Annotated in this window: 9 protein-coding genes and 2 pseudogenes; 1 reads left to right on the top strand and 10 read right to left on the bottom strand. The window is 69.0% G+C overall.

All coding sequences use genetic code 11. The annotated features are described in order from the left end of the window. The 5 genes and pseudogenes from IEY89_RS05425 to tkt all read right to left on the bottom strand — a co-directional run. Positions 1–198, bottom strand: a pseudogene (locus IEY89_RS05425) (glucose-6-phosphate isomerase); the annotation flags it as partial. Continuing rightward, positions 191–1126 carry a glucose-6-phosphate dehydrogenase assembly protein OpcA gene (opcA, locus tag IEY89_RS05420; protein ID WP_189146077.1) on the bottom strand — a complete coding sequence of 312 codons (936 nt, stop codon included), beginning with the start codon at positions 1124–1126 and terminating at the stop codon, positions 191–193. The gene opcA and the pseudogene IEY89_RS05425, both read right to left, overlap by 8 nt. Continuing rightward, positions 1123–2784 carry a glucose-6-phosphate dehydrogenase gene (gene zwf, locus IEY89_RS05415; protein ID WP_229695060.1) on the bottom strand — a complete coding sequence of 554 codons (1662 nt, stop codon included), beginning with the start codon at positions 2782–2784 and terminating at the stop codon, positions 1123–1125. The genes opcA and zwf overlap by 4 nt, the downstream gene beginning before the upstream one ends. Beyond that, positions 2781–3929, bottom strand: coding sequence for a transaldolase (tal, locus tag IEY89_RS05410; protein WP_189146076.1), 1149 nt, complete (start codon positions 3927–3929; stop codon positions 2781–2783). Before tal ends, zwf begins: the two co-directional genes overlap by 4 nt. 19 nt (positions 3930–3948) lie before the next feature. Beyond that, entirely contained in the window at positions 3949–6042 is a 2094-nt protein-coding gene (gene tkt / locus IEY89_RS05405) for a transketolase (protein WP_189146075.1), read from the bottom strand. A gap of 146 nt (positions 6043–6188) precedes the next feature. On the opposite strand from tkt, the gene IEY89_RS05400 reads away from it, so the two are divergent. Next, entirely contained in the window at positions 6189–7124 is a 936-nt protein-coding gene (locus IEY89_RS05400; RefSeq protein WP_229695059.1) for a helix-turn-helix domain-containing protein, read from the top strand. A 101-nt stretch (positions 7125–7225) separates the two neighbouring features. On the opposite strand, the gene IEY89_RS05395 is transcribed toward IEY89_RS05400, so the two are convergent. The 5 genes and pseudogenes from IEY89_RS05395 to IEY89_RS40435 form a co-directional block, all read right to left on the bottom strand. After that, on the bottom strand, positions 7226–8635 hold the full coding sequence (locus tag IEY89_RS05395) for a glycoside hydrolase family 16 protein (protein ID WP_189146074.1): 1410 nt from the start codon (positions 8633–8635) through the stop codon (positions 7226–7228). A 187-nt stretch (positions 8636–8822) separates the two neighbouring features. Continuing rightward, positions 8823–9579 (bottom strand): annotated as a pseudogene (locus tag IEY89_RS05390) (L,D-transpeptidase); the annotation flags it as partial. A 249-nt stretch (positions 9580–9828) separates the two neighbouring features. Beyond that, entirely contained in the window at positions 9829–10446 is a 618-nt protein-coding gene (locus tag IEY89_RS05385) for a hypothetical protein (RefSeq protein WP_189146073.1), read from the bottom strand. Then, complete coding sequence (locus IEY89_RS05380) at positions 10443–10796, bottom strand: hypothetical protein (RefSeq protein WP_189146072.1); 354 nt, start codon at positions 10794–10796, stop codon at positions 10443–10445. Before IEY89_RS05380 ends, IEY89_RS05385 begins: the two co-directional genes overlap by 4 nt. Continuing rightward, positions 10793–15874 (bottom strand): wHTH domain-containing protein, encoded by a 5082-nt coding sequence (locus IEY89_RS40435; RefSeq protein WP_229695066.1) that lies wholly within the window; start codon positions 15872–15874, stop codon positions 10793–10795. Before IEY89_RS40435 ends, IEY89_RS05380 begins: the two co-directional genes overlap by 4 nt. Positions 15875–15885: the final 11 nt, after the last annotated feature.

Genomic DNA, 15885 nt, shown 5'->3' with positions numbered 1-15885 from the left:
GAGGGTGAGGGTCTCGTCCGTGATCAGGTGCTTGGAGTAGTCGATGTGCAGATCACCGACCCGCACGACGTACCGCTCCGCGCGCCCGGGATCGGCGGCGAACAGCTCGCGCAGCCGCGGCCGGTTGAGCGCACCGGCGTGGTGGTCCTCCAGCGCGGTCCACTCGGGGCGCCGGCTGAGCGTGGGGGAGTCAGACATGACGGGGGGTCTCCTTGGTGCCGCCGCCCCGCAGAGCGACCGCGTACATCTCGTCGGCGTCGAGGCGGCGCAGCTCCTCGGCGATGAGTTCGGACGTGGGCCGCACCTTCAGCGCGAGCGTGCGGGAGGGCTGGCCGGGCAGGGTGAGCGTGGCGAGCGGGCCCTCGGGGCGGTCGATGACGATCTCGCCCTTGTCGGTGCCGAGGCGGACAGCCGTGACGACCGGGCCCGCGGTGACGACGCGGTCCACCTTCACGTCCAGGCGGGCGCCGAGCCAGCGGGCCAGCAGTTCGGCGCTCGGGTTCTCGGCCTCGCTCTCGACGGCCGCCGAGATGATCTTCGTACGGGCCTGGTCGAGGGCCGCGGCCAGCATCGAGCGCCACGGGGTGAGGCGCGTCCACGCCAGGTCGGTGTCGCCGGGCGCGTACGAGCGCACCCGGGCCTCCAGTGCGACCAGCGGCTGCTCGACCGCGTACATGTCGGTGATCCGGCGCTGGGCCAGCGAGCCCAGCGGGTCCTTGGCGGGCACCTCGGGGGCGTTCACCGGCCACCAGACGACGACCGGCGCGTCCGGCAGCAGCAGCGGCAGGACCACCGAGTCGGCGTGGTCGGACACCTCGCCGTACGTCCGCAGGATGACCGTCTCGCCGGTGCCGGCGTCGGCGCCCACCCGTACCTCGGCGTCGAGGTGGGACTTGGTGCGGTCGCGCGGGCTGCGGGCGTGCCGCTTGATGACGACCAGGGTGCGCGCGGGGTGCTCGTGCGAGGCGTCCTCGGCCGCCTTGATCGAGTCGTAGGCGTTCTCCTCGTCCGTGACGATCACCATCGTCAGGACCATGCCCACGGCAGGGGTGCCGATGGCGCGCCGCCCCTTCACCAGTGCCTTGTTGATCTTGCTTGCCGTGGTGTCGGTGAGGTCGATTTTCATGGCCTGCGCCAGCTCCGTCCGTCTCGTGCGAGCATCTCGTCGGCTTCCTCCGGGCCCCAACTGCCCGAGGCGTACTGCGCGGGCCTGCCGTGCGTGCCCCAGTACTCCTCGATCGGGTCGAGGATCTTCCAGGACTCTTCCACTTCCTGGTGACGGGGGAACAAATTGGCGTCGCCGAGCAGGACGTCCAGGATGAGCCGTTCGTACGCCTCCGGGCTGGACTCCGTGAAGGACTCGCCGTAGGCGAAGTCCATCGTGACGTCCCTGATCTCCATCGAGGTACCCGGGACCTTGGAACCGAAGCGCACGGTCATGCCCTCGTCGGGCTGGACGCGGATGACGATCGCGTTCGCGCCGAGTTCCTCGGTGGCCGTCGAGTCGAACGGGGAGTGCGGGGCGCGCTGGAAGACGACCGCGATCTCCGTCACGCGCCGCCCCAGCCGCTTGCCGGTCCGCAGATAGAAGGGGACGCCCGCCCAGCGGCGGTTGTCGACCTCCAGCTTGACGGCCGCGTACGTGTCGGTGCTCGACTGCGGGTCGATGCCGTCCTCTTCGAGATAGCCGGACACCTGCTCACCGCCCTGCCAGCCCGCCGCGTACTGCCCGCGCACGGTGTGCTCGCCCAGGTCCTCGGGCAGCTTCACCGACTTGAGGACCTTGAGCTTCTCGGTCAGCAGCGACTCGGCGTCGAAGGCGATCGGCTCCTCCATGGCCGTCAGGGCCATCAGCTGGAGGAGGTGATTCTGGATCACATCGCGCGCGGACCCGATGCCGTCGTAGTAGCCGGCCCGGCCGCCGATGCCGATGTCCTCGGCCATCGTGATCTGGACGTGGTCGACGTACGACCGGTTCCAGACGGGCTCGTACATCTGGTTGGCGAAGCGGAGCGCCAGGATGTTCTGGACGGTCTCCTTGCCGAGGTAGTGGTCGATCCGGAAGACCTGCTCCGGGTCGAACACGTCGTGCAGGACCCGGTTCAGCTCACGCGCGCTCTTCAGGTTGTGTCCGAACGGCTTCTCGATCACCCCGCGCCGCCAGGAACCCTCCGGCGCGTTCGCCAGGCCGTGCTTCTTCAGCTGCTGGACGACCTTCGGGAAGAACTTCGGCGGTACGGACAGGTAGAAGGCGTAGTTGCCGCTCGTACCCCGGGACGCGTCCAGCTCCTCGACGGCCGCGCGCAGCTGCTCGAACGCCGCGTCGTCGTCGAAGTCGCCGGGGATGAACCGCATGCCCTCGGCGAGCTGCTGCCAGACCTCCTCGCGGAACTCCGTACGGGCGTGGTCGCGCACCGAGTCGTGGACGATCTGCGCGAAGTCCTCGTCCTCCCAGTCCCGGCGGGCGAAGCCGACGAGCGAGAAGCCCGGCGGGAGCAGGCCCCGGTTGGCCAGGTCGTAGACGGCCGGCATCAGCTTCTTGCGGGACAGGTCACCGGTCACCCCGAAGATGACCAGCCCGGACGGGCCGGCGATCAGGGGGAGACGGCGGTCGCCGGGATCGCGCAGCGGGTTGTCCCAGTCGTCCTCGCTGCCCAAGTCCCCTTCGAATGCCTTCGCTGCCTTCGCTGCCTTCTCCGGCTTCGCTGCCTGCTCCGGCTTCGGCGGAGCGTCAGCGGCAGGTGCCTCGACGGTGGCCGCGGGCAGGGTCGACTCGTCGCTCATTCCCCGTCAACTCCCTTGCTGTCCAGCGACTTGGTGACGGCGTTCAGCAGGTCGTTCCAGGCGATCTCGAACTTCGCGACGCCCTCGTCCTCCAGCAGGTTCACGACCTCGTCGTAACTGATCCCGAGCCCTTCGACGGCCGCGAGGTCGGCGCGGGCCTGGGCGTAGCCGCCGCTCACCGCGTCGCCGTGGATGTCGCCGTGGTCGGCGGTCGCGTTGAGGGTGGCCTCCGGCATCGTGTTGACGGTGCCGGGCGCGACCAGTTCGTCGACGTACAGCGTGTCCTTGTACGCGGGGTCCTTGACGCCGGTCGAGGCCCACAGCGGGCGCTGCTTGTTGGCGTGGGCGCCGCCGAGGGCGGTCCAGCGCTCACCGTCGAAGACCTCCTCGTACGCCTCGTAGGCGAGCCGCGCGTTGGCCAGCGCCGCCCTGCCCTTGAGCGCGAGGGCCTCGTCGGTGCCGAGCACCGTCAGGCGCTTGTCGATCTCGGAGTCGACGCGGGAGACGAAGAAGGAGGCGACGGAGTGGATCGACGCCAGGTCGATGCCCGCTGCCTGCGCCTTCTCCAGGCCGGCCAGATAGGCGGCCATGACCTCGCGGTAGCGCTCCAGGGAGAAGATCAGCGTGACGTTGACGCTGATACCGAGGCCGATGACCTCGGTGATCGCCGGCAGGCCGGCCTTCGTCGCCGGGATCTTGATCATCACGTTGGGCCGGTCGACCAGCCAGGCCAGCTGCTTGGCCTCGGCGATCGTCGCCGCGGTCTCGTGGGCGAGACGCGGGTCGACCTCGATCGAGACACGGCCGTCCCGGCCGCCCGTGGCGTCGTACACCGGGCGCAGGACGTCGGCGGCGGCCCGCACGTCGGCGGTGGTCATCATGCGTACGGCCTCTTCGACCGTGACGCCGCGCACGGCCAGGTCGGCGAGCTGCTCCTCGTATCCCTCGCCGGAGCCGATGGCGGCCTGGAAGATCGACGGGTTGGTGGTCACGCCGACCACGTGGTGGGTGTCGATGAGTGCGGCGAGGTTGCCGGAGGCGATGCGGCCCCGGGAGAGGTCGTCCAGCCAGATCGAGACGCCCTCGTCGGAGAGGCGCTTGAGTGTTCCCGCGGTGGGGGTTGTTTCGGTCGTCACTGTGATCATCTTCCTTCTGGCGTGCGGATCAACCGCGGGCGGCGGAATTGCCGGTAGTTGAATTGAGCACAGCCCGCGCGGCCCGGGCGACGTTCTCGGGGGTGAAGCCGAACTCGGCGAACAGGGTCTTGGCATCGGCGGAGGCGCCGAAGTGCTCGAGGGAGACGATGCGTCCTGCGTCACCGACGTAGCGGTACCAGGTCAGACCGATGCCCGCCTCGACCGCCACGCGCGCCTTCACGGACGGCGGAAGGACACGCGCGCGGTATTCGGCGGACTGCTCCTCGAACCACTCCACGGACGGCATCGACACCACCCGCGTACCCACCCCCTCGGCCTCCAGCGACTCACGTGCGGCGACGGCGAGCTGGACCTCGGAACCGGTGGCGATCAGGACGACGTCCGGGGTGCCGGTGGAGGCCTCCCGCAGGACGTAACCGCCCTTCGCGGCATCCTCGTTGCGGGCGTACGTCGGCACACCCTGCCGGGTGAGCGCCAGGCCGTGCGGGGCCGGGTTGGTGGCGTGCCGCTTGAGGATCTCGGCCCAGGCGACGGCCGTCTCGTTGGCGTCGGCCGGGCGCACGACGTTCAAGCCCGGGATCGCGCGCAGGGAGGCCAGGTGTTCGACCGGCTGGTGGGTGGGGCCGTCCTCGCCGAGGCCGATGGAGTCGTGCGTCCAGACGTAGGTCACGGGCAGCTGCATCAGCGCCGACAGACGTACGGCATTACGCATGTAGTCGGAGAAGACGAGGAAGGTGCCGCCGTAGATACGGGTGTTGCCGTGCAGTGCGATGCCGTTCATCTCGGCGGCCATCGAGTGCTCGCGGATGCCGAAGTGGACGGTACGGCCGTACGGGTCCGCCTCCGGGAGCGGGTTGCCCTCGGGGAGGAAGGAGGAGGTCTTGTCGATGGTCGTGTTGTTCGAGCCGGCCAGGTCGGCGGAGCCGCCCCACAGCTCGGGCAGGATTGGGCCCAGGGCCTGGAGGACCTTGCCGGAGGCCGCGCGGGTGGCGACGGACGCGCCCTCCTCGAACACCGGCAGGGCTTCCTCCCAGCCATCGGGGAGCTGACCTGCCACGACCCGGTCGAACAGCTTCGCCCGCTCGGGCTGCGCGGTGCGCCACTCGGTGAGCCGCTTGTCCCAGGCGGCATGCGCCTCGGCACCCCGGTCGAGGGCCTGGCGGGCGTGGGCCAGCACCTCGTCGGCGACCTCGAAGGTCCGCTCCGGGTCGAAGCCGAGGACACGCTTGGTGGCCGCGATCTCGTCGTCGCCGAGGGCCGAGCCATGGGCCGCCTCGGTGTTCTGGGCGTTCGGGGCGGGCCACGCGATGATCGTGCGCATCGCGATGATCGAGGGGCGCGCGGTCTCGGCCTGCGCCTCCTTGAGCGCCGTGTACAGCGCGCGCACATCGATGTCGCCGCCGAGTTCGGGCTCGATCCGCTGCACGTGCCAGCCGTACGCCTCGTACCGCTTCAGCACGTCCTCGGAGAACGCCGTCGCCGTGTCGCCCTCGATGGAGATGTGGTTGTCGTCGTAGACGAAGACGAGGTTGCCGAGCTTCTGGTGACCGGCCAGCGAGGACGCCTCGGCGGAGATGCCCTCCTCCAGGTCGCCGTCGGAGACGATCGCCCAGACGGTGTGGTCGAAGGGCGAGGTGCCCTCGGGTGCCTCGGGGTCGAAGAGGCCGCGTTCGTAGCGGGCGGCCATCGCCATGCCGACCGCGTTGGCGACACCCTGGCCGAGCGGGCCGGTCGTCGTCTCGACGCCTGCGGTGTGGCCGTACTCGGGGTGGCCCGGCGTCTTCGAACCGTGCGTCCGGAACGCCTTGAGGTCGTCCAGCTCCAGCTCGTACCCGGACAGGAACAGCTGCGTGTAAAGGGTCAGCGAGGTGTGTCCGGGGGAGAGGACGAAGCGGTCACGGCCCGTCCACTCGGGGTCCGCGGGGTCGTGTCGCATCACCTTCTGAAAGATCGTGTACGCGGCGGGGGCCAGGCTCATCGCGGTACCGGGGTGGCCGTTGCCGACCTTCTGCACGGCATCGGCCGCGAGTACACGGGCCGTGTCGACGGCACGCTGGTCGAGATCGGTCCACTGGAGGCTGCCGGATGTCTGCGTACTCATCTTCAAGAAGTCCTCGATCGAGGTGGATGAACTGCTCGGACGTGTTCAACCTTAAAAGTCTGACTTTTAAGGGGCCAGGTGCCTGTGTGTCACCCTTTGGTGAATGTGGGACACGGACGGCGGGGACCGGACGGCAAGAGAAGGACATGGCGGACAGAACCACCCAAGACACCACCCGAGACATCATCCAAAACACCAGCCACGACACCCTGCGCGACGGAGACGGCATCAGGACGTTTCCCTTCCCGGTCGATCTGAGCGTCCTGGGTGTAGGTATGCAGGTCGGCGCGATGTCACCCGACCGCACCTGGCACGAGGACGCCCCGCTGGAACGCGTCCACCGCATCGACTTCCACATCGTGATGCTGTTCGACGACGGCCCGGTGACCCACATGGTCGACTTCGCCGAATACCGGGCGACAGCGGGCGACCTCCTGTGGATCCGCCCCGGCCAGGTCCACCGCTTCTCCCGCACCACCGAGTACCGCGGCACCGTCCTCACCATGCAACCCGGTTTCCTGCCCCGGGCCACGGTCGAGGCGACCGGCCTCTACCACTACGACCTGCCCCCGCTGCTGCGCCCGGACGCTCCCCAACTCGCCGGTCTGCGGGCGGCCCTGGCCCAGCTGGGCCGCGAGTACGAGGACACGGCGACTCTTCCGATCGGCCTGCACACCTCGGTACTGCGCCACTCCCTCACCGCGTTCCTGCTGCGTCTGTCCCACCTCGCGACGAGTTCGGCGGAGGCGGCGGGAGGCCGGACCGACACCACGTTCACGCTTTTCAGGGACGCGGTGGAGCAGGGCTTCGCCACCAGTCACAGCGTCAGCGCGTACGCGGACGCCCTCGGTTACTCCCGTCGCACCCTCGTCCGCGCGGTGCGCGCGGCGACCGGTGAGACGCCCAAGGGGTTCATCGACAAGCGCGTGATCCTGGAGGCCAAGCGTCTGCTCGCGCACACGTCCCTGCCGATCGGGCGCGTCGGGGCCGCTGTCGGATTCCCGGACGCGGCGAACTTCTCCAAGTTCTTCCACCTGCACACGGGGACCACGCCGGTGGCGTTCCGGGCGGAGCTGCGCTGAGGGGAGTGCTTCGGGAGAAGGGCGAGGGGCGGACCTGTCGGTCCGCCCCTCGGTGAAAGCTCGTACAGCGACTGCCTGACTGCTTACTGCCGACGACCGCCTCAGCGGCCGAAGTTGAACCAGTTCACGTTGACGAAGTCCTGCGCCTGACCGCTGGTGAAGGTCAGATAGACGTCATGGGTGCCGGTGACGGAGCTGATGTTCGCCGGAACCGTCCGCCAGCTCTGCCAGCCGCCCGTGCTGCCGATCGAGAAGCTGCCGATCGGTGTGCTCGTACGGCTGTCGAGGCGTACCTCGACCAGTCCGCTCACGCCCGAGCCGGCCCCGCTCGCGACCCTGCCGACGAACTGGGTGGCGGCCGTGGAGCCGAAGTTGACGTTCTGGTACAGCGCCCAGTCGCCATTGGCGAGCGAGCCGATGTTCTGTCCGCCGCCGGTGTCGGTGGTGGTCTCCGTGCTGGTGCCCGACTGGCTGTTGTGCGACTCGGCCTGGATGGCGCTGTACGCGTCCCGGGTCCCGGTCGGCGGGGGTGTGGTCGTGCCGCCGCCGGTTGTCGACTGGAGCACCTGCACATAGTCGACGACCATCGGGCGCCCGGAGACCGTGTTCGCGTCCGGGCCGCCGCCGAACGCCGCCGGGAAGGCGCCGCCCATCGCCACGTTCAGGATGATGAAGAAGCCGTGGTTCGTGGCGTTGGCCCAGGTCGTCGCGTCGACCTGGTTCGCGGTCACCGTGTGGTAGTTGGTGCCGTCGACGTAGAAACGGATCGCCTCCGGGCTCACCGAACGGTCCCACTCCATGCGGTAGGTGTGGAAACCGGCCTGACAGGTGGTGCCGGTGCAGCTGGTGGTACCGCCGAGGCCGGTCGTCTCGTTGCAGGGACCGCCCGGGCTGGTGCCGCAGTGCAGGGTGCCCCAGATGGTGTTGAGGCCCTGGGTGTTCTCCATGATGTCGATCTCGCCGACGCTCGGCCAGTTCTGGTAGTTGCCCCGGTAGGGCGCCCCGAGCATCCAGAAGGCGGGCCAGTAGCCGAGGGCGGACGCGCCGGTGACGTTCGGCACCTGGAGGCGGGCCTCGACGCGCAGCTTGCCGCCGGCCGGGGGCTGGAAGTCGGTGCGGTTGGTCTCGATGCGGCCCGAGGTCCAGTTGCCGGCGGAGTTGCGCACCGGGGTGATCCGAAGGTTGCCGCTGCCGTCGAGCGAGACGTTGGTGGTGCTGTTCGTCATCGTCTCGATCTCGCCGGTGCCCCAGTTGGCGGGGCCGCCGGGATACGAAGTCCCGGTCGCGTACTGCCAGTTGGCGGTGTTGACGCCGGTCCCAGCGGTGCCGTTGAAGTCGTCGAGGAAGACCTGGGTCCAGCCGGTCGGCGGCGTCGGCGCGTCCGCCTGTGCCACCGACACGGCGGCTGCCGCGAGGCTGAGGACGGCGCCTACGGCGACGAGCACGCGACGGAGGGGGCCGCGTCCGACGGGCGGGCCTGAAGTGGGCGAAGTGCCTGAAGTGTCCCTCATGGGTGCCTCTTCGGGTACGGGGTGGGGGTGCGGGGGTGCCTTCGAGGGCGGTTGAGAGCGCTCTCAAAGTGGGCCCAATGTGCTCCCGGTGGCTCCGGCCGTCAAGAGGTGAAACCCAGAATTTCCCTCCGGCACAGGTGAGTTCACCCGATGAAGACATGAATGTGATAGCGCCGAAGAGGGCGCAGAGCGCGCTGCCCGACTTCCAGACCGCCCAGGAGAGGTTGCGGCCCGTTGCGGCCGTCTCCTCGTCCGAGTTCTCGACGATGACGACGTCCCCGAGCATGGAGCTGTCGTAGAACCTGTAGCCCTGTACGGAGGTGTCGTTCGCGCCCTTCGTGTCGTGCAGGCCGACACAGCCGTGGCTGGTGTTGCTGTCGCCGAACACTGCGGCCGAGGTCCAGTAGTTGCTGTGCACGAAGGTGCCGGAGGTGGTCAGGAGCTGGGCGTGCGGGACGTCGGAGATGTCGTACTCGTCACCGAGTCCTACCGTCGAGGACTCCATCCGAGTCTGCTTGAACCGCTCGCTGATCACCATGATCCCGGACCAGGTGGTGTGCTCGGCATCGTCGCCGGAGACGGGATAGGTGGCCGTGGTCGCACCGTCCCGCCGTACGGTCATGGTCTTCGCCGCCAGGTCGACCGTGCTGATCTGCTCGCGGCCGATGTGGAAGGTGACGTCCTTGGACTGGGGTGCCGTAGACACCGTCCGCGCCCTTGACGTCCTTGAGACGCAGTCCGAGGGTGATCTTCGTGCCGACGGCCCAGTACGTCTCCGGCCGGAAGTCGAGCCGGGTGTCGCTGAACCAGTGCCCGACCACCTCGACGGCCGGCTCGGCGGTCACGGTGATCGCCCGCTGCACCGCGGCCCGGTCGGTGACCGCCTCCGTGAAGTTGACCGGCACCGGCATTCCGGCGCCGGAGGTGGAGTCGGCCTCCGGGGTGCGCCGCAGGCTGAGCGAGCCCAGTTCCTCGGAGCCGAGGAGACCCGCCAGATGCCCCTCCTGGAACACCCAGACCACCACACCGGCGCGGCGCCGAGGCTGAGCAGGGTCGTGGCGATGGTTCGCAGCGGGATCAGCACCGACCAGATGAAGGGGGGCGGGCGGATCACCGGGGGAGGGGTTCTGAGGGCTCGCTCGTGCGGGGGAGGAGCATTGTCGGTCGTCGGGGGAGTGGCCGCCGCGTAGGGGTCAGCAGGCGGTCGCCGGGGTGATCTTCCGAACGTCGGCGGTGCGGAGGACGAGGGGTTTGGTGGTGTCGCCGGTGGTGGGGAGAAGGGTGACGTTCGAGGGGGCGTAGGAGACGAGCTGTCCGCAGAAGTCTCCTGTGGTGGTGGCGACTTTGACGAGGTCGGTGGCGGGGTCCTCGGTGTGGGTCCAGGAGACGCCTACGGCGGCGGCAACCAGGGTCATGCCGAGGGCGAAGGCGGTCACGCTGAGGTAGATCGCCCGGCGTACGCGGCCGACCTCCGTAAGAGTCCATGAGCGCAGGGAACGCCCGTAGATGAAGGTTTCCTCGCCGGGCTTGCCGAAAGAGGCGCGGACGGCGAGCAGTGTGCCAACGACGAGGAGCAGGAAAGCGGTACCCAGCAGCGAGGACGCGACGGTCTGCCAGGGCGAAGGCAGTTTGGACAGGTCGTCGCGGCCCTTCAGTGCAGCGAGGACCGTGATCAGGGCGGTGAGCCCGATCAGGCCGTTGCGCCAGCCCTCCGCCTGCTTGCGGAGCAGTTCGAGCTGGCTGAACTCGAGTTCACGGCCCAGCTCGGTCCAGCGGCGGACGAGACCGGGGCTCAGGGGGCGCTGGTTCACGGTGTACTCCCGGAGTTCGGCTTCAGCTCCCACTGCGCGCCGCAGCCCACGAAGAAGAGGATCTCCGGCTGGTCGGCATGTGCGAAACCGCATTCGCAGAAGAACGTCTCGGAGACCACCAGCGCGGCCTGCTCGGCCTCGGACGGCGGCTTGGCCTTGGACCAGGGGAACAACCCCTTCGTACCCGCCATCCCCCTGGGAATCGTGGTGGTGGAGTGGCCGTGGCAGCGGGGGCAGGAACCCGTGACCGTCACTCCCTCGGCATCCGCGCTGACCTGGAACGGGGTGTCCACGGCGCCGAGGGGGACCTGCTGGTACTCCAGGTCATGCTGGTGGGAGGGCGTGCTCAAGTCTCTTGCTCCTGGGGTTCGTTCGAGTCGGTGGTGCTCTCGGTCGGTGTGACGTGCAGCTGGAACATGCCCGCGTAGAGGCTCAGGCGCTCTGTCACCCAGTGGCTGGTGGTGTCCAGTTCACGGGCCAGTGCCTCGACCTGCGCCGCGGAGACGGCGCCGTGCAGAGCCGGTTCCTGGCCATTGAGGCCTTCGCTGAGGAGGACAAGATCCTGCCAGAGGGGAAGAGTGTTCGGAGCATGGGGCACGTCCAGGGTGACGCCAAGGGGTTCGTAGAGGCGCAGCCGTTCGTACACCGCCCGGACCGGTCGGCCCAGGCGGCCTGCCACGGCCACCAGCTCCAGAGGCTTAAAGGGAGAGGCCTCACGCGGGCTGCCGAGGGCCATACGCTCGGACAGGGCGAGCAGATCGTGTTGGTCGGGTCTGAGTTTGGCCATCAACGCGGCCTGGTCGTCGGTGAGCTCGGGAACCAGGGCGCCGAGCGCACGGTACGGGGCGAGTTGGTCGAGTGCCTCGATGATGGTGAGGGCGGCCTCGTGGGCGTAGCGGGCGAGGTGGAACGGTGTGATCTCGATCCAGGAGACCTGGATCGGCTCGGCCATCCCCCTGCCGTGCAGTTTCGTCATCAGGGTGGCTTCGGCTCCGCTGGGCTTGAAGGAGAGAGCCTCTTCGGGAAGGGCCGGCACCTTCTTGCCGAACGTGGACTCGTGAACGGCCAGCCGCCGAGCACACCGCTTCAGGGACTCTCCGAGTTCACCCGCCGCATGGACGAGGGTGGCCGTCGTCCAGGGGACGTCCGGATCGAGGCTGCCGACGAAGAGAGCGACCCGGTCGCGAGGAGGGAGATCCATCCAGCGCCGCAGCGGATCGAGGTTCGTGGGGACGGTCATTCCGAGCGCCGCCACGCGCCGTACGCGGGAGTCGACGACGTCCCACTCTTCGTAGTCCAGGTCCGCCCCGAGGCCCGGCGCCGTTTTGCTGCGGATGTAACAGGAGGCCAGGAAGTCGATGGGGATCGACTGTCCGGGCAGCAGCTCGCGGCTCGTCCCGCGCCGGACGAGCAGCTTCAGGTCGTCCTGCTCCAGGCGCGGAAGGCCGTCGGAACGCGGGTGTATCTCCGGCAGTTGGACCCCGGCCTGCCCGGCGAGATCCCCGACCGAGCGCAGGTAGGCGTCGATGGTCATCTCCTGCTGCGTGGCCTCGACCAGCAGGTCCCGGAGAGTGGGATCAGGGATTTCTCTGCGCGGGTCCCAGAGCTTACTGAACCGGTCCCACTGGTCGGACGTGGGGGCGGCGGACAGCAGTTGTGCTTCGGAGGGGAGCCGGTAGCCGAGGAATTCCCAGTCCCGCAGTTCGGCAAGCACCTCGGCACTGGTGAGACGAAGCCGGTCCGCGAGCCGGGCGATGTGGACCGGCAGGACGTTCCTGGGCAGGCCGTGGGGACAGTACGCGTGCTCGTTCTCGGTCCACCCGGCCAGCAGCTCGGCATCTCTGATCGTCGCGACATGATCGGCGATTCGGTCGGCGGGCACGATGGGCACTTCCAGGCCCAGCGGCGCGAACCGACGGCAGCGCTCCAGCAGTTGGCCCACCTTCACGCGGCTGGCGGCCGAGATGGAGAGGAGAGCGCCTGCGGCGGGCTGGCGCCCGGCCCGGTCCGGCTTCGACCAGTCGCGCATCCAGTTGACCAGGTCCATGTCGACACGGTCCGGAACGATGTCCAGCTCGGGGGTTCCTTCGGCCGTGACGGGGTGAACTCTGATGCCGGGGCCGACCAACGCGAACCGCCGCAGTTCACGGAGTGCCTCGGCGACGGACCGGTCGTTGTCGAACGAGTACGTCACCAGATTGCGCGGACTGCCGGTGGCCCGGTTGAGCAGGACGCTGTCGCCCGGCCGCGGAACGGGATACCCCGTCACGTCCTTGGGCATGACGCCCGGGTCTTCGACACTCAGCTTCAGGCCCTGGCTGCGCAGGACCGCGAGTCGCCAGGCCACGGTGGGAGAGTCTCTGACGTTGTTGAGGCGCAGGCGTGCCCGTCTGTCGCCGGGTTCGTGAGCCAGGAGCATGGAGTCGTCGGGAAACCAGCCGACGGAGTCCAGGAAGACGTCCGGCCAGTGGTGCGAGGAGGAGCGGCGGGCGGGGAGACTGAGCCCCTTCCCGGCCAGTTCGGCGGCAATCGCGCGGGCCAGTTCGACGTCGTTGTTCTCCAGGCGCCACAGCCACTCCAGGTCCAGCCCCACCCACCCCGGCAGGTCCGCGGCGGCTCGGCGTACCTGCTCCGTGGCCCAGTCCTCGTTCCAGCTCAGCAGACTGTTGCGGTTCACGCTGAGCTGCGGAGCTTGCGGGCCCGTCAGATTGACGACATAGCCGAAGGGTTCCTCCGACGTGACGATGCCGTCGGCGAGCACCATGCCGTTGTCCGCCACCCACCAGACGGGGCCACGCGCGTTGAGTGGATCCACATGGCCGGAGGCGTCCCCGCTCACCGGGTGCCGCAGTTCCCCGGCACTCCAGATTTCAGGATTCCTGCCGCTGTCCTCGGTGAGTACCAACTCGTACTCGTTCCAACGCACTTGATCTCTGAGTACGTCGAACGCGGACACCTGGTCCTCGTCACCCTCGGGCTCGCTCAGCATCAGCCGGACCCGGGTACCGCCCTCTCGCATCGGATCGTCGTCGCCCTCGTACCGGCGAATGCGGAACAGACCGCTGCTGCTGGAGATGTTGACGACGAGCGGGTCCTGGACGGGGTGACCCTCCGCGTCCACCTCCCGGGTCACCAGGGTGACCTCGTCGGCGATCATGAAATAGCTGAGGACACCGATGCCGAACCGGCTGTAGGGATACAGCCGCAGTTCCGGATCCTGCTCCAGCCAGCGTGCCTGTTCCTGCCGGAAAGCACGGGTCTGGGAGAATCGGCGGCCCGCCCGGCTGAACGTCTGCTCCAACTGGGTCCGGCCCATGCCGACTCCGTTGTCACGGCACTCGATGTAGGCTCGGCCGGACGGTTCGCGGCCCTGGGTGATCCGGATCTCCGCCGGCTTCTGGTGCGGGGCACCACCCTTGAGATCGAGGTACTTCCGTCTCAGTTCGCGGTAGCGGCACGCGTCGGCGGCGTTCTGGTACAGCTCCCGTACGGCCAGCGACCGGTCGCCGTACAGCTGATGGCCCATCAGCAGCTCGCGGATCTCGTCCTGCGCCAGCTCGAAACGCAACAGCGGCGTGGAGTACAGCGGGTCCGTGGACGGCCGCCGGATCGAGGGGCGCAGCTGGTGGGTGGTGATCGCGCTCGGCCACTTGCCCGGCAGGCCGTCCCGGAGCTGAACCTGAGTGGCGCGAAGGGAGCGCAGCACGGCTTCCGCGCGCCGCGCGAGGTCGGTGAGGCCTTCGTGGAGGGCGGGGTGTGGACACACCAGATTCAGGTCCAGGCCGTCCTCCTCAGGGGCCCATCGCCATTCGGACTGAAGTGTCTCCACGATCTCGGCGGGAAGGAGCGGGTCCGCCACCCCCACATGATCGGGCAGTACGTCGGGGAACTGCCGTACGTCCGCCGCGAGGAGCCCGGCGAGCCGTACCAGACTCAGCACGCCCCACCAGCGCACGGGCTGGGGGCCTTCGGAGGTCGTCAGCTCTGGGGGTGCCTTGCGGAAATGCCTGTTGTACGCGGGCAGATCGACCGGCTCGTCGGCGAGGAGCTGCATACCGTTCTCCAGCAACCAGCGGAACTCCTCCGCCCGGTCCCCGTGTTCCTGCCCCGGACCGAGCAGCGCGGTGGCGAGCCGGCCGATCAGTTCCCGGCCGCCGGAGTCCGGTGGATCGATGAGCTGCTCGGCCACCCAGCGGTGGGCCAGCCACGCCGCCAGCGCCCGGTGGGCCTCGGTCTCGTCCCGTCGGCTGTGCCCGCGGGCCTTGCGCAGCAGTTGCGGGTGACTCTCGTGGACGTACTGCAGGTCGGCGCGGATCTTCGAAAGGGGCGCGTCCCCGGGCACCGGGTCGAGGTCGAACGGCTCGGCCTCGTACAGCCGGCTGAGCTTGCGGGCCCACATGGCCTCCCGCAGGAACGGCAGCCCCACCAGGAGGCCGGTCTCCATCGGGGAACGGTCGGCATCGCCGCGCAGCAGCTCCGGCAGCACCCGGTTCACCGTCCGGGTCGGCAGGTTGGGATCGCTCCAGGGATCGTCGAAGCGGGGTCGGTCCTTCAGGACGGAGACGGCGCACTCGTGTGCGAACGCGGCGACTCGCTTCCGCATGGCGGAGTCCTGCCCCTCCTCGCCCCGTCGGGCGGCCCACAGCGAGGACTTCTCCGCCTCCTCGCGCCACAGCAGCGGGATCTCCGTGCCCTCGCACAGGTCCTGGAAGTCAGACAGCTCTTCGTCGCGGGGTGCGCAGCTCATGTGAGGCTGCTGCTCGCCCGCCCGTTGCGCGTAGGCGGTGGTGTTGTGCTTGGCCTCGCGGAAGACCTTTTCGAGGGACTGCTTCGGGGCGTAGGGGTCAAGAACCTCCGCGAGCGCCCGCGTGAAGTAGCTCCCGGAGTCGTCGTAGTGGCACCGCTGCCCCCTGCCACAGCCGACGAGCAGCGCCAGCCGCTTCGACGGGGCATGGACGGTGGGGGCCCCGAAACCTGCCGACACGTCATCGGGACCGCTGTTGCGGCACGCGTCCACCACGTAGACGACCGACTCGGCTCTGCACCCGGCCAGGTACGACGTCACGTCGACGGGTAACAGTGAGTCGGTCTGTGCCTTCGACCACGGCTGCCCCTGCTCCGGAGCGAGCGCGTCCCCGGGAACCAGATAGTCGGTGTCCCTGACATGCACCCCGTGCCCCGTGAAGTACACGAGCAGCAGCTCGCACTCCTCCTGAGCCGCCTGTTCCAGTGCGGTGGTGATGTCGTTCCGTTCCACGGGGCCGTCGTCGCCCCGCCCCAGGGTGCGGACGGAGTACCCTGACGCGGCAAGCTGTGTACTCATCGCTTCGAGATCGCGCGCCACCGGCTCCGCGAGGGAACCGAACCTCGACGCGGCACGCGGGGTGTCAGCCACCCCGATGAGAAGAGCGGATCGTCTGATCGTCACGCGGGGGACGT

The organism is Streptomyces lacrimifluminis (genome assembly GCF_014646095.1).
Lineage (GTDB): Bacteria > Actinomycetota > Actinomycetes > Streptomycetales > Streptomycetaceae > Streptomyces > Streptomyces lacrimifluminis.
The sequence above is the reverse complement of the archived record's forward strand: the minus strand, read 5'-3'. Positions and strand labels throughout refer to the sequence as shown.